Here is a 25,868-nt window from a genome sequence, read left to right on the forward strand (position 1 = left end):
GAACTTCGGAACACTAGGCCCCGGACTTCTTCTGGTGGCTGGCGATCCGGTTGTCGATCATGGTGGTGAACGGCGTGCGGTTGCGGCCGGCGCGCTCGTAGTCGGCCAGCGCCTGCAGGTCGTCTGTGCTCAGGCCCCGCAGCTTGGCGCGCAACTGCGCCAGGGTCAGCGTGTCGTAATCGAGGAGCCCGACCACCTCCGGCTTGCCGGCGGACGTAGCGGCCGGGGCCTTCTCGGCGGGTTCGGACGCCACGTCGGCCGGCGGGGAGCTGTAGAGGGCGAACCGGCCCGAGCCGGCGGCCGGGGTGTCGCCGTCAACGGTGGGAACCTCGGCGGAGTTCTCCGCAGGGGTGTTCGTCGCCGGGGCGTTCTCGGCCGGCTTGCGCGCGGCGGCCTTGCGGGCCGGGGCCTTCTTGGCGGGCTTGGCCGCCTTCGAGGGCTCGGCGGGCGCCTTGGTGGGCGTGGTTTCGGCGACTGGGACGGAGATCACGTTGTCCTCGTCGTCGTCGAACCGGGCCCACTCGGGCTGCTCCTCGTCCGTCTCACAGTAGGGGGCGAAGAACTCGTCGCCTTTGATCGCCATCTCGGCGATGTTCTGCTGTAACCGCATGCCGGCCTGCAGTCCGCGACTCACCGCGGTCATCGGCAGCGTGATGACGCGGGTCGGCAGGCGCTTGGTCTCATCGAGAGCGGTCACCAGGACTCCGGCGGCCACGCGAGCAGGGTACGGAGGACGTCTCATGCTTTTACTGTGCCACACCCGTACCCTGGGACTTATGGCCGATACCAAGCGTGTCCTGCTCGCATCGCCGCGAGGCTACTGCGCGGGCGTCGATCGGGCGGTGGAAACCGTCGAACGAGCCCTCGACAAGCACGGAGCCCCGGTGTATGTCCGCAAGGAGATAGTGCACAACCGCCACGTGGTCGACACCCTTGCCGACCGCGGGGCGATCTTCGTCAGCGAGACCGACGAGGTGCCCGAGGGCGCCCTCGTCGTCTTCTCCGCGCACGGCGTCTCCCCGGCCGTGCACGCCAGCGCCGAACAGCGGCAGCTGCGCACCATCGACGCCACGTGCCCGCTGGTGACCAAGGTGCACCAGGAGGCCAAGCGCTTCGCCCGCGACGACTACGACATCCTGCTGATCGGCCACGAGGGCCACGAAGAGGTGGAGGGCACCGCCGGCGAGGCGCCCGAGCACATTCAGCTGGTGGCCGGCCCCGACCACGTCGACGACGTCGAGGTGCGCGACGAGTCCAAGCTGGTGTGGCTGTCGCAGACCACCCTCTCGGTGGACGAGACCATGGAGACCGTCAAGCGGCTGCGCGAGCGGTTCCCGCTGCTCAACGATCCGCCCTCGGACGACATCTGCTACGCCACCCAGAACCGCCAGGGCGCCGTGAAGGCGATGGCGCCGCAGTGCGATCTGGTGATCGTGGTCGGCTCGGAGAACTCGTCGAACTCGGTGCGGCTGGTGGAGGTGGCGTTGCAGAACGGCGCGCAGGCCTCCTACCTGGTCGATTACGCCAAGGAAGTGGACCTGGCGTGGTTGGACGGCGTGCAGACCGTCGGCATCACCTCCGGCGCCTCGGTGCCCGAGGTGCTGGTGCGCGGGGTGATGGACCTTCTCGCCGAGCACGGCTACACCGACGTCGACACCGTCACCACCGCCGAGGAGACGCTGACCTTCGCGTTGCCGCGCGAGCTGCGCCCGGCCCGCAACGCCTCCGTGTGAGGACGTAGGCGCCGACGACGACGGCGCTGCCGATCGCCGCTGCGGTGGCCACCGCGATGATGCCGCGACGATCCGGTTCTTCCGGCATCGGCGTGGCCAGCGCCGTGCCGCGGGCCGGGTCGGGGAGGTCCTCGGCCGCGGGCAGGTCGGCGGTGAGCGCGGCCACCGGGTCGACGACGCCGAAGCCGACCGCGGCATCGTGGTCGGGTCCGCCCCGGGCGGTGCGCACGATCCGCTCGCGCACCTGCGCGGCGGACAGCCGCGGATACCGGGCCCGCACCAAGGCGGCCACCCCGGAGACGTAGGCGGCGGCATAGCTGGTGCCCGCGACCGGGCGGGGACCCTGCTCGCCGTCCAGCGCATCCACCGGCCGGCCGCCGACCGGGCTCACCACCTGGGTACCGGGGGCGGCGACGGTGACCCACGGTCCGCGCAGGCTGAACTCGGCCGGGACGGCGGTGACGGCGTCCACCGCGCCGACGGTGAGGATCTCGCGGCCGAAGCGCGCCGGGGTGGCCACCGAACGCACCTGCGTCCACGCCGCCGCCGGTGACGGCGCGGCCGGCGGATTCTGGTCGCGGCAGCCGCCGCTGTCGGTGAGGTTCCCGGCCGCGGCGACCACCACCGCGTCCCGCCGCTGCGCGAACGCCAGGGCGCTGGCCACGGCATCGTCGTCGATGCCGGCCTCGGCGGGGGTGCAGGCCACCTCGGAGACGTTGATCACCTGTGCGCCCAGTTCGGCCGCCCGCACGATGGCGCGGGCCAGGGTGCTCAGCGGCCCGTAGCCGGCGCCGACCGAGACCGGGGCGCCGCCCTCACCGCGCGAGCGGGTGTCGTAGGCGCCGCTGGACTGGCGGATGGAGATCAGCGCCGCCTCCGGGGCCACCCCGGCGAGGTCGTCGCCGCTCGACGGCGCGGCCGCGATGATCCCGGCCACCAGGGTTCCGTGCAGGTCGCAATCGGCCAGGCCGTCCCCGGTGCCGACGTAGTCGCCGCCGCCGCGGAGTCTGTGCAGCCGGGGGTGCGGGGTGACGCCGGTGTCGATCACCGCGACCCTCACGCCCGCTCCGCGGCTGAACCGCCAGGCGCCGGCGATGTCGAGCAGGCGGTGCCCGGCGGCTTCGGTCGCGGCATCGGCGGCCGGCGGCGCCGGGCGCGCGCAGTGGGTGCGCTGCTGCGTCGGCTGGGCGGGGCCGACGGGCTCGGCCTGCACCGGGACCAGCGCGGCCACCCGCGGCGGGGGAGCGGCGGCGGCGGGGGCCAGTCCCGCGGTGAGCAGCGCGAGGATCGCGGCCAGCGCGGCGAGGCGCATCAGAACTCGCGGATCGCGCGGTAGGTGTCGAGCAGCCACAGCAGCGCAGGAATGATCGCGACCAGCACGGCGTACTCGGCGACCTCCAGCGCCCGCCGCTGCAGCGGCGAGAAGCTGTGCTCGTCGGCCGTCACCCCGATGGTGAAAGCCGTTGCCGCCAGCGCGATGCCGCCGGCGAACGCGGCGATCAGCGAACCGGTCCCCACCAGCACGGCCAGCACGCATGCGGCGCCGGCACCGATCAGCGTCGCGCTCTGCGTCCGGTCGGCGTGGGTGCGGCCGCGGGCGAGCAGGGCGACGGCCACGGCGCCGCAGAACAGCAGCGAGGCGACCGATCCGCCGTACCCGGTGGCGACGACGGCCACGGCCGCCACCGTGACCGCGGCGGCACCGGCCACGATGCCGGTCAGGTAGCCGGCCGCGATCGCCGAGCGTCGGGCCAGATCGTCGAGTTCCACCAGCGCCAACTCGGCGATGGCACCGACCGGATCGGCCGGGGCGGACCGGTCGGGAACCATTCCGTCGAGGCCGTCCACGACGGCGTCGCCGTCTGGGATCGACGGCAGCGGCGGCGGGGTGGTGGGCACCGGAGGCAGGGGCAGCCGTCCCGCCGCGATCGCGACCCGCGCCGCGAGCAGAATCAGGTACACGCCGAGCGCCGCGGTGATCGCCGCGGCCGCGCGCACGTCGTCGGACAGTCCCATGGTGAACAGGCCGCAGGCGCCGCCGAGAGCGGCGACGGTGCCCAGCGCCGAGTGCAGGAGCGGCCCCACCCCGGTGCACCGGTACACCACCATCGTCGCGACCAGGCCGCAGATTCCCGCCGCGGCCAGTGACGGACCGGTCGAATTCGGTTGGGGCGCCGCCGATCCGGCCAACACGGCCACCAGGAACGCGCAGGTCGACGCTGTGGTGACGCTGCGCGGATCGGTGCCCGACCGGCCGGCGAGGATCGCGACCGCAGCCAGCAGCACGGCGGCGCCGCCGGCGGCCGCGGCGATCGGCACCGGCGACGACCCGGCGGCCAAGCGTCCGGCGATCACGGCCAGCGATGTGGCCGCCACGGCGACGGCGTACCCGAGCAGTCGCGCCGAATCGGCGGTCCAGCCCGGGGACTGGCGGCCGGCGAGATGGGCCAGGCCGTCCACCACGTCGTCCACCAGAGCGCCGGGAGCCGACGGCAGATCCTCGCGCACCATCAGCAGTTCGCCGTCGAACACCCCGGCCTGCGCCAGCGAGATCTCCGCCGGAAGCGGCGCCTCGCCGACCCGGCCGAGCGTCCACCGGGGCAACTCGCCGATCCGGTCGGGGTCGTCGGTCGGCGGCGCGGGCAGCCGCAGCAGCGCGAGCAGGTCCGGCAGGAGCGCGACGATCGGCGCCTGCGCCGGCAGCGCGACGTCGAGCTGCGTGTCCGCGCCGAGAACAGATACCCGGATCAGCTCCGGTTCGGCAGTGCGCCGGGTGTCCCCGGCCGCCGTGACGGTCATCGGCAAACCCTCCCCCCGAGGTCCTCGATGGAGGTCGACTCAACCATGCGAGCCGGGGCGGTGGAGCGATTCGGCGATACTCGCGCCGGGGCTGTGGATAACCGGGTGGGGACTACGCGGCCGGTTCCGTGGTGCGTCGTTTCGGGACGAGGTGGGCCAGCGCGACGACGACGGCGCCGATGAGTAGTCCGGCGATCGCCGAGGCGACGGTCCCGGCCGTCCACGACAGCAGACCGGACACGCCGGAGATCAGGTCTCCGGCCCAGTGCTCGAGGTCGTGGAGCCGATCGGCCGGCCACGCGAAGCCCGCCTCCCCGAGATTGACGAGGAAGATGTGACCGCCCACCCACAGCATGGCCGCCACCCCGACGATCGTCAGAACCGACATCACCCGCGGCATCGCGGCCACCATGGCGCGCCCGATCCGCCGGCTGATCGACGAGGACCGGCGGGCCAGCGCCAGCCCGGCGTCGTCCATCTTCACGATCAGCGCCACCACCCCGTAGACCAGGGCGGTGATGACCAGGGCCACGACGACGAGGACCGCCAGCCGGATGAAGAAGGGCTCGCTCTCGACCGACGACAGCGACAGGATCATGATCTCCGCGGACAGGATCAGATCGGTGCGTACGGCGCCACCGACCATCGCGTCCTCGAACTCGGCTTTGCTCTGGCCCGGGGCCGGTCCGCTCTGCTGGTGATGGCCGCCGACCAGGCCCTCGTAGACCTTCTCCGCGCCCTCGTAGCAGAGGTACAGGCCGCCGGCGATGAGCAGGTACGGGAGAGCTTGCGGCAGAAACTGACTCAGGATCATCGCCACCGGGAGGATGATCAGCAGCTTGTTGCGGATGGAGCCGAGTGCGATGCGGCGGATGATCGGCAGTTCCCGGTCGGGGGAGAAGCCGTCGACGTACCGCGGCGTCACCGCGGTGTCGTCGACCACCACGCCCGCCGCCTTGATGGTCGCCTTCCCGGCGGCGGCGCCGATGTCGTCGATCGAGGCCGCGGCCGCGCGGGTGAGCGCCGCGATGTCGTCGAGCAGGGCAACCAGTCCAGTGGCCACGGCAATCCTTCGGCGGGTAGGGGCAGAGAAGATGCCAGAACGATACCCGCCGGCCGGGCGAGGCGCGTGTCCACGGCCGCGACTGTCGGCGAGGTCTGACAGACTGCTGCTCAGGCTCGGATACCGGAGGTCTTTCAGTGCCGCAGATGTCGCCCGACGACCCGCGTTTCGTGAACGCCACCGAAGAGACGGTCTGGAATCTCCTGGGTGATCAGCTCCTCGACGAGGACGCGGTGATCTTCGGTCAGCGCGTCACCGATCACGTGAAGGATCACGAAGCCGACTTCGTCGTCGCGATCGAGGGCGCCGGGATCGTCTGCCTGGAGGTCAAGGGCGGCGAGGTCTGGCACGACGGCGAGTACTGGCGGCAGGGCAAGACGGCCAAGCGGATCGAGCCCGTCGAACAGGCGCGCGGCGCCTGCTACGCGCTGCGCGAGTACGTCGAATCCCATCCCGCCTGGACCCAGGGCCGTCTGCGCTGGGACCACATGGTGGTCTTCCCGCACGCGGAGATCGCCGACGACTTCGCGTTGCCGGACTGCCCGCGCTGGAAGATCATCGACCGCACCCAGCTCGACCAGCTGCTTCCGCTGATCCGCCGGGTCCCGCTGACCAAGAAGCAGGACCACCCGTATCTCACCGCGACCGGGATCGAGCAGTTGCACACCGCGCTCCAGGGCCGCGGGCTGCCGCAGCGCGACGTGGTCGCCCGGTCGATGGAGAACGAATCGGCCGCCGACCTCATCACCGAACAGCAGAACGCGCTGCTGGGCGCCATCCGCCTGATCAACCGAGTCGAGGTGCGCGGCGGTGCCGGCAGCGGCAAGACGTACCTGGCGCTCGAGCAGGCCCGACGCCTGACGCGGGCGGGGCAGCGGGTGGCGCTGGTTTGCTATTCGCACGGCCTGGCCTCCTACCTGGGCCGGGTGGTGGCGCAGTGGGGCTACCGGGATCGGCCGGCCTACGTCGGCGAGTTCCACCAGCTCGGGATCGAGTGGGGTGCCGCCGAGGGGCCCGACGAATCGATCCGGACCTCCGACGCCGCGCAGTTCTGGGAGGACGAACTGCCGCGGCAGATGGCCGAGCTGGCCGAGAACCTCGACCCCGCCGACCGGTTCGACGCGATCGTCATCGACGAGGCGCAGGACTTCGCCGACGCCTGGTGGCGTCCGATGCTGGCCTGTCTGAACGACCCGGACGAGGACGGCATCTACGTGTTCAGCGACGAGGCGCAACGGGTGTTCGACCGGCACGGAACGCCACCGGTCTCCTTGGTGCCCCTCGTGCTCGACCACAACATGCGCAACACCCGGCAGATCGCCACCGTGTTCAAGCCCCTTGTGGGACAGCGGATGCGGCTGCGTGGCGGCGACGGACCCGAGGCGCGCTTCGTCGCCTGCGCCCCCGGCGACGCCGTGGTGACCGCCGACGATCAGGTCGATCTGCTCCTCGACGACGGCTGGCGGCCCGAGGACATCGCGCTGCTCACCACCGGCAGCCGGCACCCCGAGCAGGTCTCCCGCCAGGAGCTCGGCCCGGCCGGCTACTGGGACACCTTCTGGGACGACGAGCAGGTGTTCTATGGTCACGTCCTCGGCTTCAAGGGGCTCGAGCGCCGGGTGGTGGTGCTGGCCCTCAACGAGCACGAGCCGCAGGAGCGGTCCACCGAACGCCTCTACGTCGGGCTGTCGAGGGCCCGCGACCAACTGGTGGTCTGCGGGGACCCGGAGTTCGTCCGGCAGATCGGCGGCGACGAGGTGGCCGCCCGGCTCGGAGTGCCCGGGCCGGAATGAGGACCCGGTGAAGGTCCGGTCAGTCCTTGACCAGACCGCCGTCGACCACCAGGTTCTGGCCGGTCACCGCCCGCGACCAGGGTGAGGCGAAGAACAGCACCGCATCGGCGAACTCCTCCGGGGTCGTCACCGACCGCAGTGGCGTGGCCTGCGCGATCGCGTCGAAGACGGCGTCGGGGGTGGCCGCGCTGGCGTCGGTGGTGCGCAGCAGCCCGCCGGAGACCATGTTGACCGCGATGCCGTCGGGCCCCAGGTCGGCGGACATGGTGCGGGTCAGCGACAGCAGGGCGGCCTTGGCGGCGGTGTAGTCGTGGTACGGGACCACCGGATTCTGGAACAGGTTGGTGCCGACGTTGATGATCCGCCCGTGGCCGGCCGCCCGCATGCCGGGCAGAGCCGCCTGAATGGTGTTCAGCGCACCGCCGAGGATGCCGCGCAGCTGCTGGTCGAGCTCAGCCCAGGTGAGCTCGTCGGCGGACGCGCGGGCGTCGCCGTTGAAGGAGAAGTCGGGCAGCGCGTTGTTCACCACCGTGGTGACCGGTCCGCCGAAATGCGTTGCCGCGGTGTCGAAGAGCGTCGCGACCGCGGCGGTGTCGGTGACGTCGGCGGCGACGGCGAGCGCCCGGTCGGCGCCGTAGCGGTCGGCCAGCTGCTGCGCCGCCTTCGCGCTCGAGCGGTAGTTGATCACCACCCGGGCGCCCTGATCGGCGAACGCGGCGACGAGCCGAGCCCCGAGGCCGCGGCCCCCGCCGGTGATCAGCACGATCTGTTCGGAAATGGGCAGTGCGGAATCGGGCCGTGCAGCAGTCATCTCGACCATCCCTTCGCCAGTGCGAACTGGAGCAGGTTCGACGGGTCTGATCTCAGCCGCGGTCGCGGCACCCCGTGTCGCCGCCCATCCAAACACATCGGATCGATTCGTGACTATGGTCACCGGTATGACTGTCACCCTCGCCGCGGCCGGCGCGGTCGCCGCCCGGTCCGGCCTCGCCGACGAACTGCAAGCGCTCTACGTCCGGGCCAAGGCCGACGTGGGGGAGACCGACCTCGCCCACATCCGCAACGTCACCGCCTACGGCGAAGCGATCGACGCGCGGCGCCTGGAGCTGTTGCGTGACGGCGGACCGCGCGCCATCCGCAGGGCCGCGGCCCTCGAGATGCTCTACCGGCTCATGCAGTTCTCCGAGTTGGGGCACAACATCATTCACGGCAGCTACGACCACCTGCCCGGCAACGGTGAGTACCACTCCGACCGCTACCACTGGGACTTCAACGTCGACGTCGACCACTGGAAGGTGATGCACCACGTCGGCCATCACCCCAACACCAACATCGTCGGCAAGGACCACGACCTCGGCTACAGCATCATGCGCGGCAGCGCCGGGCAGGACTGGTTCGGCCACCACGTCGCGCAGACCGCGATCATCAGCGCTCTCGCGGCGATGTCGCCGCAGGCGGCGCCGTTCTTCCTGGCCAACGTGGCCCGGCAGGTGGAGAACCGCCGTTTCTTCAGCTCCTGGACACTGCGGTCACCCGCGCGGATCGCCGCGCGCGACGCCCGCCGGCGCTACGTCGCCGAGCCGCTGTCCGCCCGGTCGCGTGCATTGCAGGCCCTGCTGGCCAACTACGCCGGCGGGGTCGCCGGCTACATGTCGGTGCTGTTCCTGGTGTTCATCGAGCACCACGCCGGCGAACTGGAACTGTTCGCCGACCCCGGACCCGACGAGACCGCCGACCAGTACTACGAGCGGCAGATCCGCGCGACCCGCAATTTTCTGCCCAGCCCGGAACTCGACGCCTCCCTGGAGCGGCTCCTGCACGAGGAGGTGCCGTTCGAGAACCGGCCCGGCTTCCACATCTTCTACGGCGGCCTGGACACCCACGTCGAACACCACCTGTTCCCGGACCTGCCGCCGTCGATGCAGCGCAAGATCGCCCCGGAGGTCCGGGCCATCGCCGAACGGCACGGTCTGCCGTACAACGAGACCCCACTGCTCGACACCGTCCCGCTCATCGCCAAGACGCTGACCCGGCTGTCGGCCCCGGCCGGTGATCAGGAGGAGGGCCACCCGGTGCGTCTGCTGTCCCGGCCGCGCGAACTCGCGCGTCGGCTGGGCTACGGCCTCGCCTACAAGGTGCTGCCGGACTCCCCGTATCTGGGCAAGCCGCGGTTCTTCGACGTGCCCGTGCGGGTGCTCTCGGCGACCCCGGTCGCCGACGGCCAGGCGATGTCGGTGCGGCTGGCGCGGCCCCGCGGCTGGGACGACGTCACCTGGGACGCCGGAGCCTTCGTCTCGGTGCGCGTCGACGTCGACGGGGAAGAGCTGGTCCGGCAGTACTCGCTGACCTCCGACAGTTCCGCCGCCGACACCATGGACATCTGCATCAAACGCGTCGCCGACGGCCGGGTGTCCAATCGGCTCAACGATCAGCTGCGGGCCGGCCGGTGGGTCACCCTGGTGGGCCCGCCCGCCTCGTCGGGCGACTTCGACGTCCCGGCGCCGCTGGACAAGTCGCTGTTCATCGCCGGGGGCGTCGGCATCACCCCGATCATCAGCCTGCTGCGCCGCCTCGCCCGGGCCACCCCGGCGCCGGACGCCGTCCTGCTCTACTTCAACCGGGACGACCGCTCGATCATCTACGAGGCCGAGCTGCAGGAGCTCGCGCGGCGTGCGGGGGTGCGGCTGCACCTGTTCACCGATGCGCCCTCGGCCCGTCCCGACGTGACGACCGCGCAGCTGTCGGCGGAGCTCGTCGAGTACTACGTCGAGGACGTCGCCGAACGCGAGGCGTACGTCTGCGCCCCGCCGGTGCTCATCGACCTGGCCCGGGGGTGGCTGTCCGGGCTCGGTCTGCCCGATGACCGATTCCACGCCGAATCGTTCTCGCCGCCGGAACTGGACCGCCCGGCCGACGACGGCCGCCGCTACACCGTGAGCTTCCGGCGCAGCGCCCGCTCGGTTGAGATCGACGGCGCCACCACGCTGCTGGAGGCTGCCGCCCAGGCCGGCATCGCGGTCCCCACCGGCTGTGAACGCGGCCTGTGCCGCGCCTGCGTGACGCCGAAGCTGGCCGGCACGGTGAACCTGGAGACCGACGCGGCGCCGCAGGAGCGCATCACCGTGTGCACGGCGATGGCGTGCTCGGACGTGGAGCTCGATCTCTGAAACACGGGTGAACACCGCTGTGTGATTCGGCTGATTCGGCCCACCCGGCCGCGGCGCCTTGGTAGAAAAATCACCAACGCCGCAGGGTGAGGACAGGCTTCGGGGGGAGTCCGATGGGATCGACTGTTGCTTTCGTGCGCCGTGGACGGCCTGTGCCGCCGGTGCCGCCGGGTGGGGAACTGGAACTGGTCGGCCCGCCGGAAGTGGCGCGGGCGGTGCCGCAGAATCTGCTGGTCCGGCTGCTGCCGGTGGTGATGGTGGTGGCGCTGGTCGGCATGGTCGCGCTGATGCTGATGACCGGCGGCCGTGGCGCCCTGAGTAACCCGCTGTTCCTGATGTTCCCCCTGATGATGGTGATGTCGATGGTGGGCATGCTGGCCAGCGGCGGCCGCGGGGGACCGGCGCGGGCCGCCGAGGTGAACGAGGACCGCAAGGACTATCTGCGCTACCTGGCGCAGACCCGCGCGAGGATCGCGGACACGGTGCGCGAACAACGCACCTGTGCGCTGTGGAGCCACCCGGATCCGGCGGCGCTGCCCGCGCTGCTCGGGACGGTGCGGATGTGGGAACGTCGGCCCGGCGATGCCGACTTCGTCCAGGTGCGGCTGGGGATCGGCACGCAGCCGCTGGCGACCGCGCTGGTGCCGCCGGAAGTGGCTCCGGCCGAAGAACTGGAGCCGGTGTGCGCGCTGGCGCTGCGCCGCTTCGTGCAGGCCCACGCCACCGTCCCGGAACTGCCGACCGCGGTCTCGTTGCGCAGCTTCCCGGCCGTCGGGGTGGAGGGGCCGCGTGACGCCGTTCTGGGGCTGGCGCGGTCGATGCTCGCGCAGCTGGCGGTGCTGCACGCGCCCGATCAGCTGCTGATCGCGATCGTCACCGACGACCCGGGCGCCCCGGACTGGGACTGGGCCAAATGGCTGCCGCACACCGGGCATCCGTCGGTGAACGACCGGCTGGGGCCGGCACGGATGATCTACGACGGCCTCGAGCTCCTGGAGACCGAACTGGCCGCCGACCTGGCCGACCGCGGTCGCTTCTCGCGGTCGGCGCCGCCGGTCACCGCGCGCCCGCACCTGTTGGTGGTGCTCGACGGCGGCCACCGCACCGGCGACGAGGAGTTGGCGATCGGTGCGGGCCGGGAAGGTCTGACGGTGCTCGACCTGCAGCCGGACCTCGAGTCGCTGGCCGTGCGCCGGGGCCTGCAGCTGGTGGCCGGACCGGGCAGGATCGCCGCGCGCAGCGTGGCCGGCCTGGAACGGTTCGCGGCGATCGACCAGCTGTCGGCGGCCCGGGCCGAGGGGCTGGCCCGCTCGCTCGCGCGCTACCGGCTCGCCAGCAGCCTGCCGCTGCCCGGCCTGGACACCTCGCAGGTCGCGACCGATCCGGGCCTGCCCGCCCTGTTGGGGATCGGTGACGCCGGTGCATTCGACCCCGATACCGGATGGCGCGGGCGGTCACCGCAGGACCGGTTGCGGGTGCCGATCGGCTACACCTCCGACGGCACACCGGTGGATCTGGATCTCAAGGAGAGCGCCCACTGCGGCATGGGGCCGCACGGGCTGTGCATCGGCGCTACCGGCAGCGGCAAGAGCGAGTTCCTGCGGACCCTGGTGCTGGCCCTGATCGCGACCCACTCCCCGGACGAGCTCAACCTGGTGCTGGTCGACTTCAAGGGCGGCGCCACCTTCCTGGGCTTGAACAGTCGCCACGTGGCGGCGCTGATCACCAACTTGGAGCAGGAACTGACCATGGTCGACCGGATGGCCGACGCGCTCTCCGGGGAGCTCAACCGGCGTCAGGAACTGCTGCGCAGCGCCGGGAACTTCGCCAACGTCGGCGAGTACGAGCAGGCGCGGCTGGCGGGCGCGCCGCTGGCTCCGTTGCCCGCGCTGTTCATCGTCGTCGACGAATTCTCCGAACTGTTGGCGCAGAAACCGGAGTTCGCCGAACTGTTCGTGGCCATCGGCCGGCTCGGCCGGTCACTGCACATCCATCTCCTGCTGGCCTCGCAGCGGTTGGACGAGGGGAGACTGCGCGGGCTGGACAGTCACCTGTCGTATCGGATCGGCCTGAAGACGTTCTCCGCCAACGAATCCCGAACGGTTCTCGGTGTCCCGGACGCGTACCACCTGCCGAGCACCCCGGGCGCCGCCTACCTCAAGTGCGACTCGGCTGCGCCGGTGCGGTTCAGCACGTCGTTCGTCTCCGGTCCGTACCGTCCGCCCCGCGGCGACGGCGCCGGCCACCTGGGCGGCCCGATCGCTCCCGCCGAGGTGCTGCGCTTCACCGCGCAGCCGCTGCCGCTGCCGGTCGCCGAGCCCGGCGACGATGAGGAGCAGACGTCGGCCGGGGCTGCCGGAACCCTGCTGGAGACCCTGGTGGGGCGAATCACCGGCCACGGCACGGCGCCGCATCCGGTGTGGCTGCCGCCGCTGGAACCGGCGGTCACCCTCGATGCCTTCCTCGACGATCGGACCGAGGCCGGCACCCTGCGGATCCCGCTGGGCGTGGTCGACCGGCCGTACGAGCAGCGTCGAGAAACGTTGTGGCTGGACCTGTCCGGGGCGGCCGGCAACGCCGCGATCGTCGGCGGCCCGCAGTCGGGCAAGTCGACAGCCGTACGCACCCTGATCTGCGCGGCCGCCGCCACCCACACCCCGCAGCAGGTGGCCTTCTACTGCCTGGACTTCGGCGGCGGCACCCTGACCGCGCTGTCCGGTCTGCCGCACGTGGCCGGGGTGGCCACCAAGAACCGTCGGGACGCGGTGCGCCGCACCCTCGCCGAGGTGAAGACGATTCTGACCGCTCGCGAGGAGTTCTTCGCCGCCGAAGGGCTGGAGTCCATGCGCGAGTACCGTGCGGCCCGCCGCGCCGGCCGTTACATCGATCAGCCGCACGGGGACGTCTTCCTGGTGATCGACGGCCTCACCACGCTGCGCAGCGACTTCGAGGACCAGGAGGACGAGGTGAATCTCCTGGTGACGCAGGGGTTGTCGTACGGGGTGCACGTCGTGGTGGCCTCGGCCCGGTGGGCGGATGTGCGGCCGGCGATGAAGGACTTGCTGGGCACCCGCCTGGAACTGCGGTTGGGTGATCCGCTCGACTCGGAGATGAGCCGCAAGGTCGCGGCGACGGTGCCGACCGGTCGCCCGGGCCGCGGCCTGACCGCCGACGAACTGCACCTGCTGGTCGCGCTGCCCCGAACCGACGGGGTCGCCGACACCGATTCGCTGCCGGCTGGCACCGCAGCCTTCGTCGCCGCCACGGCCGCCGAGTACCCGGACCGGTTCGCGCCGCGGCTGCGGCTGCTCGACGACGACGTCTCCCTTGAGGACATCGCGGATCTCCTTGCCGCCCAGGATGATCCGCCTCGTACCGGGCAAGCGACGCTGGGTCTCCGGGAGTCGGACTTGCAGCCGGCGGTCCTGGACTTCGGCGGCGAGCCGCACCTGCTGGTCTTCGGTGACGCCGAGTCCGGCAAGACCCAGACGCTGCGCACGCTGATCACCGGTCTGCTCGCGAGCGGCTCCAGCGACGACTGCAAGGTGGTGCTGGTCGACTACCGGCGCATGCTGCTGGGCCTGGTCGACGCCGACCATCTCGCCGGCTACGCGAGCTCGGCCCAATCGGCGGGCCCGATGATGACTCAGCTGGCGGAGTACCTGACCGCGCGCCTGCCCGCCGAGGACGTCGGCGCCGAGGAGCTGACGCGCGGCGACTGGTGGACCGGCCCCACCGTGTACCTGGTGATCGACGACTACGACCTGGTCGCCACCGCGATGGGGAATCCGTTGCAGCCCCTGCTGGAACTGCTCGGCCACGCCCGGGACATCGGCCTGCGGGTGATCCTGGCGCGCCGCTCCGGCGGCATCGGGCGGGCCCTGTTCGATCCGGTGATCGCACGACTGCGCGACCTGTCCTGCGACGTCCTGCTGCTGTCCGGCGACGCCGACGAGGGCTACATCGTCGGTCGGCACCGCATGCAGAAACTGATCCCCGGCCGCGGGGAGCTGATCTCCCGCACCCGCGGCGCCGACATGGTGCAGGTCGCCCAGTGACCGCCGGTCGGGCGGTGGCCGACCTGGCCGACGCCGACTTCCTGCGCGAGGTGGACGGACCGGACGGCGTCGCCGCGCTGACCGCCGGGATGACCGCCCTGCGGCTGGGCCCGGACACGACGACGATCGGCTGTCCCAGTGCGTGGGGTCGTCCGCGCCGCGGACGACTGCACCAGGCGGTGCGGGCGGTGTGCCCGTGGGGCCGCCTGGTCCCACGGGCCCTGCTGATCGCTGCCAGTCACGCCGACGCGGCGACGTCGTCGGTGGTGGTGATCGAGGCGCTGCTGGTGCCGGGGGAGCGCCCCGGCGAGCACCCGGATCCGTGGTGCGCCCAACTGGTGTCGCGGGCGGGACCGTCGTGGCGGATCGAGCGCAGCGACGCCGGAGAACTCGGGACGGGAACCGCTGGGCCGGGGGAGATTCCGGCTGAACTCACCGCGTTCGCCGGCTCCGCCGAGGTGATCCTGGTGGACGGTCCCGGCGACGGGCTGACCGACGCTCTACGGTCCGCGTTGCCTGGCGCCAGGGTGGCCTGCGTCGATCGGGCGCTGGTGGAGCGGCACGGGCATCGTTGGCTGCCGCCGGAACCGGTCGACTTCGCCTTCCCCGATCCACCGATCGCGCCGGCCCGCAGGGTGCCGCGGGCAGCCCTCGCGGTCGCGGTGGCGGTGTTGCTGGCGGTGGTCGCCGCGGGGCTGGTCGCGCGTTGGCCGCGCCCGGCCGCTGTGGCCGAGTCCCCGTTGCGCATGATCGGACCGGCATCGGTGGAAATCCCCGCCGACTGGCGTCGCACCGAGTTGTCCGGCGACCGCCCCGACGACGGTCGCGGCCTGCGGGCGGTGTTCGCCGACGACACCGACGGACGGCGGTTGATCGTGGTGGTCACCGCGCTGCGCGCCGGTGCCGACCGCGAGTCGGTGGCGCAGAGTCTGGCCAACCGGATCGCCCAGCGCGGCGATGACGTGGTGGTCGAGTTCGCGGCCGCGAGCTCGTACGGCGGACGGGACGTGATCAGCTACCGCGAAGCCCCCGAATCGGGTCCGGCGGTGCGCTGGTACGTGGTGGTCGACGGCGGCCTGCAGGTGAGCGTCGGCTGCCAGGACGGCAGTGGTGGCGACCGGATCGACCCGGAATGCGCGCGGGCCGTCGGCTCGGTCCGCGCGCATGAGCCGGTCAGTCCTCGCTAGCGTTCCACGCGTAGGGCAGGAATTTGCCGTCGATGGTCACCTTCACGCGGTCGCCGTCGGGGTGGGTGCCCCGGTCGACGGAGATGCTGCAGTTGATGGCACTCATGATGCCGTCGCCGAACTCCTCGTGGATGAGCGCTTTCAAGGCCGGGCCGTAGACCCCGATGAGCTCGTGGAACCGGTAGATGGTCGGGTCGGTGGAGATGTCGGTGGTCGCAGCCCGCACGGGCTGTCGGGTGAGGGCCTTGACCACGTCGTCGTCGAGGCCGAGTTCGGCGCGCACCAGTCCCGCCACCGGCTCCGGCACCGGGTGCATGCCGAGGAGTGCGGCCACTGTCCACACCGGAGGCTGCTCGATGATCTCGGCCAGCCGGTCCCAGGTCAGCCCGCGTTCTCGGCGCGCCTCGTCGATGATCAGCCCGGCCTCCTGCTTGCCGAGCACGGCGCTGCTGCTCATTCGGCCGCCTCCTCGCCGTAGTAGTCGTTGCCGCGGGAGAACTCGACGAAAGTGCACGCCTCGTCGCCGACTGTCCACGCGTCGTGGCCGGGCGGCAACAGCATCACGTCACCGGCCGAGAACTCCTCGGTCGATCCGTCCGTCATCTCGACGCCGAGGGTGCCCGCCAGTACCAGCGAGACGTGCGGCAGTTCGCAATCGGCGGTGCCGGCGTATTCCTTGAGGTCGGCGGACCATTTCGCGCCGACGCCGAAGGTCACTTGGGTGACGTCGACGCCGTCGAGCGCGGCCGTGCGCTTGGAGATCCGGCCGTGCACGTCCGGGGTGATCTCAGCGAACGTCGCCTTCTGCATCTGTGGGTTGTACGACATGTCGTCGTCCTTTCGTGCCCTGCGGGCGGATCTGGTGGGGACGATCCCAGTCGACCACCGAACGGTGGACAGGGGAAGGGAAGAACGCGCGCTGTGTCCGGCGATCCGCGCACCGGGCGACGGAAACGTCGCCGCAATCCGGGCGTGATCCGGCGGTGCCAGAATCGACGCGTGACGAGAGCGCTGGATCAGTGGCTGAGCACGGTGGTCGACACCGTCTGGCAGCCCGTGTGGGTGATCGGCGCGGACGGCGCCATCGAGTACGCGAACGAGGCGGCCGGGTGGGCGCTGGGGATCGCCGACCGCCGGGATCTGCGCGGCCGTTCCAGCCACGACACCCTCCATGCCCTCCGGGGGAACGGCTCGCCGTATCCGGCCCACGAATGCCCGATCGTCCAGGCGGCCCGTGACCGCCGCGACGCCGTCGGCACGGAGACCTTCGCCACCGCGTCCGGCAACCTGTTCCTCGCGCGGTGGAAGGTGTCGACGCTGCCGGGGCGGCACGTGTGGCTGCTGGCCTTTCATCCGTATCGCGATTCGCCTCCGGTACCGGCGAACGAGGTCGGCGCCTTACCGTCCGCGGCAGCGCTGAGGGAGCAGGTGGCGCAGGGCTTCGGGGACCCGGACTTCACGCCGCGGCGCCTGGCGCACGACAATCACATCTCGCTGCGGACCCTGCAGGCGATCCTGGCGCGCGACCACGACTCGCCGGCTGCGCTGATCCGCCGACAGCGGCTCGGCCACGCCCGCGAGCTCCTTCGTGCCGGCGTCTCTCCCCGCACCGCGGCCGCCGACGCGGGATTCAGCCGCGCCGACACCTTCGATCGGGCCTTCCGGCGGGAGTTCGGCGTCACCCCGGCCGCATTCGCCCGGCAGCTCAGCCCGCGGTGGCGGTGATCGAGACGCTCACGTCGTCGGCGACCTTGACGCTGCCCATCATCAACGAGAAGGGCTTGATCTTGAAGTCGGTCTGGGTGATCACCGACTCGCAGGAGAAGCGGTCGCCGTCGCGGGTGACGGTCAGCGGGTGCGGGCGGGTGACCCCGCAGACGGTGAGCTCGCCGCTCACCGCGTAGGTGTCGCCGTCGCGCTGTACCCCGGTGGAGCGGTAGGTGATCTGCGGATACTTCTTCGCGTCCAGTGACTTGAGGGCGTTCTTGCGGGCGGTGCCGGCCTCCACGCCCGTCCACGGTGTCAGGCCGCCCTCGCCGTTGACCACGTCCAGCGAGTCCACGTCCACGGTCAGTGTCACCTCGGTGGGGTGGCCGTCGGCGACGGTCGCCTGGGCCTGCCAGGAGGTCATCGCGATGGTCAGTTTGTGGCCGGTGCGGGCCGCGCGGCCGGCGGTGCCGGTGTGCAGCAGCAGTTCGCCGTCGTCGGCGGTCAGAGTCCAGGTGTCGCTCATCGCTTCAGCCTGACACATCGGGCGTTTTGACCTGCCCCGATCGGGTCACGTAATCTGGATCGCTGGTGCCTGACCATCGTCGTCAGCCCCGGGTCCCTACCGGTCGCCGGGAACCAGCTGTGTCAACGCACCATGACCGGCAGAAGCAAACGAACAGTGAGGACTACTGTGCCTACCTACACCCCGAAGGCCGGTGACATCACCCGCGAGTGGCATGTCATCGACGCCAGCGACGTGGTGCTCGGCCGCCTCGCCGTGCAGAGCGCGAACCTGCTCCGCGGCAAGCACAAGCCGACCTACGCCCCCCACATGGACGGCGGCGACTACGTCATCATCATCAACGCCGAGAAGGTCGCCATCAGCGGCAACAAGGCGAACGACAAGAAGATCTACCACCACTCGGGGCACCCGGGCGGCCTGAAGTCCCGCACCGTGGGCGAGGTCCTGGCGACCCGTCCGGATCGTCTGGTGGAGAAGGCCGTCAAGGGCATGCTCCCCAAGAACAAGCTCGGTGACCAGATCGCCTCGAAGCTGAAGGTCTACGCCGGCCCGAACCACCCCCACGGTGCCCAGCGCCCCGTTCCCTTCGAGATCAAGCAGGTGTCCCAGTGACCAACGAGAACGTGAACAACGACGTCGAGGTCGTTGACGAAGAGGTCGTGCTCGAAGACGGCGCCTACACCACCGAGTCCGATGAGACCGAAGCCGGCGAGGTCACCTCGCGCGGCCCGATCGTCTTCGACCGCCCGGTGCAGACCGTCGGCCGCCGCAAGGAGGCCGTCGTCCGCGTCCGCATGCTGCCCGGCACCGGTGAGTTCAAGCTCAACGGCCGGTCGCTGGAGGACTACTTCCCGAACAAGGTGCACCAGCAGCTGGTCAAGTCGCCGCTGGTGGCCGTCGAGCGCCCCGATGTCTTCGACATCCAGGCCAAGCTCGTCGGTGGCGGCCCCTCGGGTCAGGCCGGCGCCATGCGCCTGGCCATTGCCCGCGCCCTGGTCGAGGTGAGCCCCGAGGATCGTCCGACCCTGAAGAAGGCCGGCTTCCTCACTCGCGACCCGCGTGCGGTCGAGCGCAAGAAGTACGGCCTCAAGAAGGCCCGCAAGGCTTCGCAGTACAGCAAGCGCTAAGTGGCGCGTCTGTTCGGCACCGACGGCGTCCGGGGCCGGGCCAACGACCAGCTCACTGCAGAGCTGGCGCTGGGCCTGGCCTCGGCCGCCGTTCGCGTGCTCGGTGTGCAAGCACAGGGTCGCCCCCGCGTGGTGGTCGGCCGTGACCCCCGGGCCTCAGGGGAACTCCTGGAAGCGGCGCTGTGCGCGGGCCTGGCGGCCGCCGGCGCGGATGCGATCCGGGTCGGCGTGGTGCCGACCCCGGCCGTGGCCTTCCTGACCGCTGACTATGCGGCGGACTTCGGCGTGATGATCTCCGCCTCCCACAATCCGATGCCCGACAACGGCATCAAGTTCTTCGGCGCCGGCGGGCACAAGCTCGGCGACGACGTCGAGGACGCCATCGAGGCGGCGATGTCCGGCGAGGCCCCGCGCCCCGTCGGCGCCGACGTCGGCCGGCTGATCGACGCCCCCGACGCGGTGCACCGCTACCTCGACCACCTCACCGCCTCCGGCGGCAGCCACCTGGACGGCCTGACCATCGTGGTGGACTGCGCCAACGGCGCCGCGTCCACGGTCGGCCCGCGGGCCTACGAGGCCGCGGGGGCGCGGGTGATCGCCATCCACGCCGACCCCGACGGCCTCAACATCAACGACGGTTGCGGCTCCACCCACCTGGGCAATCTGCAGGGCGCGGTGCTCGAGCACGGCGCCGACCTGGGGCTGGCGCACGACGGCGACGCCGACCGCTGCCTGGCCGTGGACTCCACCGGCGCGGTGGTCGACGGCGACCAGATCATGGCGATCCTCGCGCTGGCGATGCGCGAACGCGGCGCCCTCACCGACGACGTCCTGGTGGCCACGGTGATGAGCAACCTGGGCCTGCACCTGGCCATGAAGGACGCCGGCATCGAGGTCAAGGTGACCGGCGTGGGCGACCGCTACGTCCTGGAAGAGCTGCGGTCCGGCGGCTACGCCCTCGGCGGCGAACAGTCCGGCCACATCGTCATCCCCTCCGCAGGCACCACCGGCGACGGGGTACTGACCGGCCTGCTGCTGGCGCGGCGGGTGGCCGAGACCGGCCGCCGCCTGGCCGATCTGGCCGCGGTGATGTCGGTCCTGCCGCAGATCCTGATCAACGTCCCGGTCAGCGACAAGCACGCCGTCGCGGAGGCGCCGAGCGTGCGCGACGCCGTCGCCGAGGCCGAGGCGGAACTCGACGGAAGCGGCCGGATCCTGTTGCGCCCCTCGGGGACCGAGCAGTTGGTCCGGGTGATGGTGGAGGCCACCACCGCCGATCACGCGCAGAGCATCGCCGAGCGTGTGGCGAAGGTCGTCGCCGCGGTCTGAGCCGCGGTTCGCTGACGGTTTCCGCGTGTCGCGGGAACCGGGGAGCGCCCCGCTGCGTCTAAGCACACATGACGGAGATCCACCCGTGACCGGCCAGGTGCGCCTGGACGCGGCCGCGTTGGACGGGCTGGCCGCCCGCCAGCGAGAGGTCGCGCAGGCGCTCGCGGACTGCGCCCGCCACCTCGAGGCGCCCCGCGACTGGGCGCACACGCCCGCGCACCGCGCGGCCGCCGCCGCACTGGACGGGCGCCTGCACCACCTCGCCGGGCGGCTGAGGACGGCCGGCGACGACGTCTCCGGCCTCGCCGACCGCATGCTGGCTCACGCGGCCGCCCTGTCCGCCGCCGACGCCGAAGCGGTCCGATGAACCCGATCGACGCCTTCCTGGCGCTGCTGCGGCTGTGGCGCGACCGCGGTGCGGTGACCTTCGACGAGGACGAGGTCGGTGCCCCGCACGCGGCCGTCAGCGTCTTCGACCTGGACGCCTTCGGCCGGGTCGCGGGGGAACTGCGCACCCGGGCCGCGGTGGTGACTCAGACTCTGGCCCGCCTGGAGACCGTCGGCCCGGACGTCCCACTGAGCTGGACCGGCGCTGCCGCCACCGCGCTGGCCGGCGCTTCGGGACGCCTCGCAGTGGACTTGGCGCCGGCCGCGCAAGAACTGGCCCGACACGCGCGCACCATGTCGGCGGCGCACGAGATCCTCGGCGAGGTGGTCGAGGACTACCGGACCACGATGGCCCAGGCCACCGATCCGCTGGCCGTCGGCATCGACGTGCCGCAGGCCCGCGATCAACTGCGGGCCCGCTTGGACCTGGCGGCCGCCGCCGGACACGCCGCGTCGGCCGCCGTCGACGACGGGCTGGCCGTCCTGCACCAGGCATGGCGCTCGCCTGGCGAACTGATCCTCGCGGGTGACCGATGAGCGTCGCGGCCCAGCTCGAAGCCATCGGGGCGCGGGCGCGGGCCGACCTGGCGGCCGCCCGGCGCACCTATGCGCAGCGGACGTCGCCGGCCCGGCGGACCTCCGACCGGGAGCCGGAATCCCTGCCGCGACTGATGGTGCCGGTGCAACTGGATAGGGTGGGACCGTGTTCGGGAAGAAGAAGGTCGTAGCCCCACCGCCGGATGAGCTGATGAAGATCCTGTCCCGCCGCGGACCCCACAAGGTCGAACGCGGCGATCTGGGCATCGTCGGCCTGACCGGACAGGTGTTCGCGCCCGCCAAGGGCACCGACCTGCCCGCCGTCGCCTTCGGGCACGGCTGGCTGCGCGGCAGCAAGGCCTACCGCGACCTGCTGTTCCACCTGGCGTCCTGGGGCATCGTGGTGGCCGCCCCCGACTCCGAGCGCGGTCCCCTCGCCTCCGACATCGAACTGGCCACCGACCTGCGTGCCGCACTGACCGTGTGCGCCCGCGTGCCGCTGGGCACCGCCGGCGCGATCACGGTGAACCCCGACCGGCTCGGCCTGGTGGGACACGGTTTCGGTGCGGCCGCAGCCGTGCGCGCCGCCTCCGACCGGGCGCTGCTCGGCCGCCCGCAGATCCCGACCGGTGCCCTGGTGACCCTGTTCCCGGCGCCGACGACGGCCGACCTGGCCACCGCCGCCGCCGGCGTCACCGCCCCCGCGCTGATCGTCGCGGCCACCGGCGAGATGGATTCGATGACCGGCAACGCCGTGGAACTGGTGCAACAGCTCGGCGGCGACGTGGTGTTGCGCACACTGGACGGGGTCAGCGCCAACGACCTGCTGGAGAAGCCGTCGATCAAGTCGCTCATCGGCATCAACGGCGCCGAGCGCAAGACCCATGCGGCCGTCCGCGCCCAGGTCACGGGCTATCTGCTGTACCGGCTGGCCGGTGAACGGCAGTACGCGGCGTTCGCCGAGCAGGACACCACGATGGGCGACGCCGAGGCGGTCGATCTCACGACGGTGCACCGCGCGGACGCCGATCACCTCTCCCAGCTCCTGGGCATCGCGGCGTACAAGCCCGTCGAGGACAAGAGCATGAAAGGCCGGCTGATCCCCGGCAGGTAAACTCGGCGACCATGTGCGGAATCGTCGGATACGTGGGGCAGCGTCAGGCACTGGACATCGTCGTCGAGGCGCTGCGCCGGATGGAGTACCGAGGCTACGACTCCGCCGGAGTGGCGATCGCCGACGGTCACGGACACCTCACGGTGGAGAAGAAGGCCGGGCGCCTGGAGAACCTCGAGAAGCAGATCGCCGAGGTGGGCGCCGACAACCTCCGCGGCACCACCGGCATGGGCCACACCCGCTGGGCCACGCACGGCCAGCCGACCGACCGCAACGCGCACCCGCACCAGAGCCTGAACGAGAAGTTCGCGGTGGTGCACAACGGGATCATCGAGAACTACGCGCCGCTGCGGGACGAACTGGAGAACCTCGGCGTCGACTTCGCCTCCGACACCGACACCGAGACCGCCGTGCACCTGCTGCGCCGCGAGTACGAAGAGGGCCCGCACGCCGGCGACTTCGTCGCCAGCGCCTACGCCACGCTGCGCCGCCTCGAGGGCGCCTTCACCGTGGTCTTCGCCTCCGCCGACCACCCGGGCACCATCGTCGCCGCGCGGCGGTCGACGCCGCTGGTGGTGGGCGTCGGCGACGGCGAGATGTTCGTCGCCTCCGACGTGACCGCCTTCATCGAGCACACCCGCGATGCGGTGGAGCTGGGGCAGGACGAGGTGGTGGTGATCACCGCCGACTCCTTCGACATCACCGACTTCGACGGCAACCCGACCGGCGGCAAGCCCTTCCACATCGACTGGGATCTGGCGGCCGCGGAGAAGGGCGGCTACGACTACTTCATGCTCAAGGAGATCGCCGAGCAGCCCGAGGCGATCGCGAACACCCTCCTGGGGCACCTGGAGGGCGGCCGGATCGTCCTGGACGAGCAGCGGCTCAGCGACCAGGACCTGCGCGACGTCGACAAGGTCTTCGTGGTGGCCTGCGGCACCGCCTACCACGCCGGCATGATCGCCAAGTACGCCATCGAGCACTGGACCCGACTGCCCGTCGAGGTGGAGCTGGCCAGCGAGTTCCGCTACCGCGACCCGGTCCTGGACCGCTCGACGCTGGTGGTGGCCATCAGCCAGTCCGGCGAGACCGCCGACACCCTGGAAGCGGTGCGTCACGCCAAGGACCAGAACGCCCGCGTCCTGGCCATCTGCAACACCAACGGCGCCCAGATCCCGCGCGAATCCGATGCGGTGCTCTACACCCACGCCGGCCCGGAGATCGGCGTCGCCTCCACCAAGTGCTTCCTGGCGCAGATCGCCGCCGCCTACATGGTGGGCCTGGCGCTGGCGCAGGCCGTCGGCACCAAGTACCCCGATGAGGTGGTCAGCGAGTTCCGCGCCCTCGAGGAGATCCCGGCCGTCGTGGAAGAGGTCCTCGAGCAGATGGAGGCGGTGCGCGACCTCGCGCGCCAGTACGCCGCCAGCGACACCGTCCTGTTCCTGGGGCGGCACATGGGCTACCCGGTGGCGCTGGAAGGCGCCCTCAAACTGAAGGAACTGGCCTACATCCACGCCGAGGGCTTCGCGGCCGGGGAACTCAAGCACGGGCCGATCGCGCTGATCGACGACGGCCTGCCGGTGATCGTGGTGATGCCGTCCCCGGAGGGTCGCGCGGTCCTGCATTCCAAGATGATCAGCAACGTGCGGGAGATCCAGGCCCGCGGTGCCAAGACCATCATCATCGCCGAGCCGGGTGACACGGCGGCCGCCGCGGTGGCCGACCACCTGATCCCCATCCCGCACACCCCGACGCTGCTGCAGCCGCTGGTGTCCACGGTGCCGATGCAGGTCTTCGCCGCGACCGTGGCGCAGGAACGTGGATACGACGTCGACAAGCCGCGGAACCTCGCGAAGTCGGTCACGGTGGAATAGGCCGTGATCGGCTACTACCCCGCGGCGCAGATCCGCGCGGCCGAGGAGGCCACCGGGCCGTTGCTGACCGGCGGCGTGCTGATGGCACGCGCCGCGGCCGGCGTCGCCCGGGTGGCACTGTCGGAGCTGCGCGAGCGCTGCGGCGGCGTCTACGGCCGACGCGTCGGCCTGGTGGTCGGTGCCGGCAACAACGGCGGTGACGCGCTCTACGCCGGGGCCCGGCTGGCGCGCTCCGGCGCGGCCGTGCAGGCCGTCCTGCCGGCCCCCGATGCCGCGCACCCGGGCGGTCTGGCCGCGTTCCGCGCCGCCGGCGGCCGCGTGGTGCCGACACTCTCGCCGGACACCGACCTGGTGATCGACGCCGTCGTCGGCCTCGGCGGGCACGGGCCGCTGCGCCCGGCCGCCGCCGACGCCTTCGCCGCGGTGCCCGGGGTGCCGGTACTGGCCGTCGACCTGCCCTCGGGGATCGACCCGGACACCGGGCAGGTGCACGACCCGTCGGTGACCGCCACGGTCTCGGTGACCTTCGGCGCCCGGCGCCTGGCGCACCTGCTGGCCGCGCCGCGGTGCGGCCGGATCGAGGTGATCGACATCGGCCTCGCCGAGGGGGAGAGCTCGACGCTGGGGGAGCCGGCCGTCGCGAGCCTCACCGACGCCGAGGTGGCCGCGCTGTGGCCGCTGCCCGGCCCGGCCGACGACAAGTACACCCAGGGCGTGGCCGGGATCGTCGCCGGTTCCGAGCAGTACCCGGGTGCCGCGGTGCTGTGCACGGGGGGATCGATCGCCGCGACCTCCGGGATGACCCGCTTCGTCGGCGGCGCCGCCGCAGTGGTGGTCGGCCACCGCCCCGAAGTGGTCGCCGTACACCGCATCGCCGACGCAGGCACCGTGCAGGCCTGGGTGGTCGGCCCCGGCCTGGGCACCGGCGCGCACGCCGAACATCTGGTGGAGCACGTCCTGGCCGCCGACGTCCCGGCCCTGGTCGACGCGGACGGGCTGACCGTTCTGGCTCGCCGTCCCGATCTGCTGGCCGGACGCACCGCGCCGACGCTGCTGACTCCGCACGCGGGGGAGTACGCGCGCCTGGCCGGACACCCGGTGGGCCCCGATCGGCTGGCCGCGGTTCGCGAACTGGCGGCCGAGCTCGGGGTGACGGTGCTGCTCAAGGGCCGCATCACCCTGGTCGCCGACCCCGACGGCACGGTGCTGGGCAACGACGCGGGATCGTCGTGGGCGGCCACCGCCGGCGCCGGCGACGTCTTGTCCGGGATGGCCGGTGCGCTGCTGGCCGCCGGACTGCCGCCGCGCCCGGCCGGTGCGGCCGCCGCCCGGGTGCACGCGCGCGCGGCGCTGCTGGCCGAGCACGGTGGCCCGCCGGGCCCGGGCGGCGCACCGATCGGGGCGTCCGATCTGGTCGCCGCGGTACCGCAGGCGATACGCGAGCTGGAGGGCTTGGGACAATGACGA

General features: G+C 71.8%; 23 protein-coding genes and 1 riboswitch. Of the genes, 15 read left to right on the plus strand and 8 right to left on the minus strand.

All coding sequences use genetic code 11. The features are described 5' to 3' along the window. Positions 1–13: 13 nt before the first annotated feature. Positions 14–742, minus strand: coding sequence for a lipid droplet-associated protein (locus tag ABD732_RS14160; RefSeq protein WP_344784830.1), 729 nt, complete (start codon positions 740–742; stop codon positions 14–16). Positions 743–776: 34 nt separating this feature from the next. Between ABD732_RS14160 and ABD732_RS14165 the strand changes: the two genes are divergently transcribed. Then, the gene (locus ABD732_RS14165) at positions 777–1,733 is read left to right on the plus strand and encodes a 4-hydroxy-3-methylbut-2-enyl diphosphate reductase (protein WP_344784832.1); all 957 of its coding nucleotides are present in this window, start codon (positions 777–779) and stop codon (positions 1,731–1,733) included. Here the strand turns inward: ABD732_RS14165 and mycP are convergent. The 3 genes from mycP to ABD732_RS14180 form a co-directional block, all read right to left on the minus strand. Next, a complete protein-coding gene (gene mycP / locus ABD732_RS14170) occupies positions 1,660–3,045 on the minus strand; it encodes a type VII secretion-associated serine protease mycosin (RefSeq protein WP_344784834.1) in 1,386 nt (461 codons plus the stop codon). The genes ABD732_RS14165 and mycP overlap by 74 nt on opposite strands. After that, positions 3,045–4,532: a type VII secretion integral membrane protein EccD gene (gene eccD / locus ABD732_RS14175; RefSeq protein WP_344784836.1), complete on the minus strand. Its 1,488-nt coding sequence runs from the start codon at positions 4,530–4,532 to the stop codon at positions 3,045–3,047. The genes mycP and eccD overlap by 1 nt, the downstream gene beginning before the upstream one ends. 112 nt (positions 4,533–4,644) lie before the next feature. Then, positions 4,645–5,595, minus strand: coding sequence for a DUF808 domain-containing protein (locus tag ABD732_RS14180; RefSeq protein WP_344784838.1), 951 nt, complete (start codon positions 5,593–5,595; stop codon positions 4,645–4,647). A gap of 137 nt (positions 5,596–5,732) precedes the next feature. On the opposite strand from ABD732_RS14180, the gene ABD732_RS14185 reads away from it, so the two are divergent. Next, positions 5,733–7,388 carry an NERD domain-containing protein gene (locus ABD732_RS14185; RefSeq protein WP_344784840.1) on the plus strand — a complete coding sequence of 552 codons (1,656 nt, stop codon included), beginning with the start codon at positions 5,733–5,735 and terminating at the stop codon, positions 7,386–7,388. 19 nt (positions 7,389–7,407) lie between these two features. On the opposite strand, the gene ABD732_RS14190 is transcribed toward ABD732_RS14185, so the two are convergent. Then, the gene (locus ABD732_RS14190; protein WP_425553054.1) at positions 7,408–8,199 is read right to left on the minus strand and encodes a 3-oxoacyl-ACP reductase; all 792 of its coding nucleotides are present in this window, start codon (positions 8,197–8,199) and stop codon (positions 7,408–7,410) included. Then, a riboswitch (TPP riboswitch) is annotated at positions 8,190–8,284 on the minus strand. It overlaps the preceding gene by 10 nt. Before the next feature lie 42 nt (positions 8,285–8,326). Between ABD732_RS14190 and ABD732_RS14195 the strand changes: the two genes are divergently transcribed. From ABD732_RS14195 to ABD732_RS14205, 3 genes are all read left to right on the plus strand, one after another. After that, positions 8,327–10,555 carry a fatty acid desaturase gene (locus ABD732_RS14195; RefSeq protein WP_344784842.1) on the plus strand — a complete coding sequence of 743 codons (2,229 nt, stop codon included), beginning with the start codon at positions 8,327–8,329 and terminating at the stop codon, positions 10,553–10,555. 113 nt (positions 10,556–10,668) lie between these two features. Continuing rightward, positions 10,669–14,613, plus strand: coding sequence for a type VII secretion protein EccCa (gene eccCa / locus ABD732_RS14200; RefSeq protein ID WP_344784844.1), 3,945 nt, complete (start codon positions 10,669–10,671; stop codon positions 14,611–14,613). Then, positions 14,610–15,800: a type VII secretion-associated protein gene (locus tag ABD732_RS14205; RefSeq protein ID WP_344784846.1), complete on the plus strand. Its 1,191-nt coding sequence runs from the start codon at positions 14,610–14,612 to the stop codon at positions 15,798–15,800. The genes eccCa and ABD732_RS14205 overlap by 4 nt, the downstream gene beginning before the upstream one ends. On the opposite strand, the gene cynS is transcribed toward ABD732_RS14205, so the two are convergent. Both cynS and ABD732_RS14215 read right to left on the minus strand, forming a co-directional pair. After that, a complete protein-coding gene (gene cynS / locus ABD732_RS14210) occupies positions 15,787–16,257 on the minus strand; it encodes a cyanase (protein WP_344784848.1) in 471 nt (156 codons plus the stop codon). The two genes, ABD732_RS14205 and cynS, sit on opposite strands and share 14 nt — an antisense overlap. Continuing rightward, complete coding sequence (locus tag ABD732_RS14215; protein WP_344784850.1) at positions 16,254–16,628, minus strand: cupin domain-containing protein; 375 nt, start codon at positions 16,626–16,628, stop codon at positions 16,254–16,256. The genes cynS and ABD732_RS14215 overlap by 4 nt, the downstream gene beginning before the upstream one ends. Positions 16,629–16,799: 171 nt before the next feature. On the opposite strand from ABD732_RS14215, the gene ABD732_RS14220 reads away from it, so the two are divergent. Further along, positions 16,800–17,525 carry an AraC family transcriptional regulator gene (locus tag ABD732_RS14220; protein WP_344784852.1) on the plus strand — a complete coding sequence of 242 codons (726 nt, stop codon included), beginning with the start codon at positions 16,800–16,802 and terminating at the stop codon, positions 17,523–17,525. On the opposite strand, the gene ABD732_RS14225 is transcribed toward ABD732_RS14220, so the two are convergent. Then, positions 17,506–18,033 (minus strand): YceI family protein, encoded by a 528-nt coding sequence (locus ABD732_RS14225; protein WP_344784854.1) that lies wholly within the window; start codon positions 18,031–18,033, stop codon positions 17,506–17,508. The genes ABD732_RS14220 and ABD732_RS14225 overlap by 20 nt on opposite strands. Positions 18,034–18,201: 168 nt before the next feature. Between ABD732_RS14225 and rplM the strand changes: the two genes are divergently transcribed. The 9 genes from rplM to ABD732_RS14270 all read left to right on the plus strand — a co-directional run bounded on the left by rplM (position 18,202) and on the right by ABD732_RS14270 (position 25,865). Then, positions 18,202–18,645 (plus strand): 50S ribosomal protein L13, encoded by a 444-nt coding sequence (rplM, locus tag ABD732_RS14230; RefSeq protein WP_344784856.1) that lies wholly within the window; start codon positions 18,202–18,204, stop codon positions 18,643–18,645. Beyond that, the gene (gene rpsI, locus ABD732_RS14235; protein WP_344784858.1) at positions 18,642–19,160 is read left to right on the plus strand and encodes a 30S ribosomal protein S9; all 519 of its coding nucleotides are present in this window, start codon (positions 18,642–18,644) and stop codon (positions 19,158–19,160) included. The genes rplM and rpsI overlap by 4 nt, the downstream gene beginning before the upstream one ends. Next, entirely contained in the window at positions 19,161–20,489 is a 1,329-nt protein-coding gene (gene glmM / locus ABD732_RS14240) for a phosphoglucosamine mutase (protein WP_344784860.1), read from the plus strand. Positions 20,490–20,574: 85 nt separating this feature from the next. Next, positions 20,575–20,856, plus strand: a complete 282-nt coding sequence (locus ABD732_RS14245) for a hypothetical protein (RefSeq protein ID WP_344784862.1) — start codon at positions 20,575–20,577, stop codon at positions 20,854–20,856. After that, positions 20,853–21,413: a hypothetical protein gene (locus ABD732_RS14250; protein WP_344784864.1), complete on the plus strand. Its 561-nt coding sequence runs from the start codon at positions 20,853–20,855 to the stop codon at positions 21,411–21,413. Before ABD732_RS14245 ends, ABD732_RS14250 begins: the two co-directional genes overlap by 4 nt. Next, positions 21,410–21,604 carry a hypothetical protein gene (locus ABD732_RS14255; protein WP_344784866.1) on the plus strand — a complete coding sequence of 65 codons (195 nt, stop codon included), beginning with the start codon at positions 21,410–21,412 and terminating at the stop codon, positions 21,602–21,604. Before ABD732_RS14250 ends, ABD732_RS14255 begins: the two co-directional genes overlap by 4 nt. Then, a complete protein-coding gene (locus ABD732_RS14260) occupies positions 21,580–22,527 on the plus strand; it encodes a poly(ethylene terephthalate) hydrolase family protein (RefSeq protein ID WP_344784868.1) in 948 nt (315 codons plus the stop codon). Before ABD732_RS14255 ends, ABD732_RS14260 begins: the two co-directional genes overlap by 25 nt. A gap of 11 nt (positions 22,528–22,538) precedes the next feature. Continuing rightward, complete coding sequence (gene glmS, locus ABD732_RS14265; RefSeq protein WP_344784870.1) at positions 22,539–24,401, plus strand: glutamine--fructose-6-phosphate transaminase (isomerizing); 1,863 nt, start codon at positions 22,539–22,541, stop codon at positions 24,399–24,401. Positions 24,402–24,404: 3 nt separating this feature from the next. Further along, the gene (locus tag ABD732_RS14270; RefSeq protein ID WP_344784872.1) at positions 24,405–25,865 is read left to right on the plus strand and encodes an NAD(P)H-hydrate dehydratase; all 1,461 of its coding nucleotides are present in this window, start codon (positions 24,405–24,407) and stop codon (positions 25,863–25,865) included. Positions 25,866–25,868 lie beyond the last annotated feature (3 nt).

This window comes from Gordonia caeni (assembly GCF_039537105.1).
GTDB classification, from domain to species: domain Bacteria; phylum Actinomycetota; class Actinomycetes; order Mycobacteriales; family Mycobacteriaceae; genus Gordonia; species Gordonia caeni.

Bases quoted from the DNA above. Each gene is read 5' to 3' on its own strand.
- ABD732_RS14250 (WP_344784864.1), top strand. From the start codon at position 20,853: ATGAACCCGATCGACGCCTTCCTGGCGCTGCTGCGGCTGTGGCGCGAC.
- ABD732_RS14255 (WP_344784866.1), top strand. From the start codon at position 21,410: ATGAGCGTCGCGGCCCAGCTCGAAGCCATCGGGGCGCGGGCGCGGGCC.
- ABD732_RS14165 (WP_344784832.1), top strand. From the start codon at position 777: ATGGCCGATACCAAGCGTGTCCTGCTCGCATCGCCGCGAGGCTACTGC.
- ABD732_RS14225 (WP_344784854.1), bottom strand. From the start codon at position 18,033: ATGAGCGACACCTGGACTCTGACCGCCGACGACGGCGAACTGCTGCTG.
- mycP (WP_344784834.1), bottom strand. From the start codon at position 3,045: ATGCGCCTCGCCGCGCTGGCCGCGATCCTCGCGCTGCTCACCGCGGGA.
- ABD732_RS14195 (WP_344784842.1), top strand. From the start codon at position 8,327: ATGACTGTCACCCTCGCCGCGGCCGGCGCGGTCGCCGCCCGGTCCGGC.
- eccCa (WP_344784844.1), top strand. From the start codon at position 10,669: ATGGGATCGACTGTTGCTTTCGTGCGCCGTGGACGGCCTGTGCCGCCG.
- glmS (WP_344784870.1), top strand. From the start codon at position 22,539: ATGTGCGGAATCGTCGGATACGTGGGGCAGCGTCAGGCACTGGACATC.
- ABD732_RS14190 (WP_425553054.1), bottom strand. From the start codon at position 8,199: ATGACTGCTGCACGGCCCGATTCCGCACTGCCCATTTCCGAACAGATC.
- cynS (WP_344784848.1), bottom strand. From the start codon at position 16,257: ATGAGCAGCAGCGCCGTGCTCGGCAAGCAGGAGGCCGGGCTGATCATC.
- ABD732_RS14160 (WP_344784830.1), bottom strand. From the start codon at position 742: ATGAGACGTCCTCCGTACCCTGCTCGCGTGGCCGCCGGAGTCCTGGTG.
- ABD732_RS14215 (WP_344784850.1), bottom strand. From the start codon at position 16,628: ATGTCGTACAACCCACAGATGCAGAAGGCGACGTTCGCTGAGATCACC.
- eccD (WP_344784836.1), bottom strand. From the start codon at position 4,532: ATGACCGTCACGGCGGCCGGGGACACCCGGCGCACTGCCGAACCGGAG.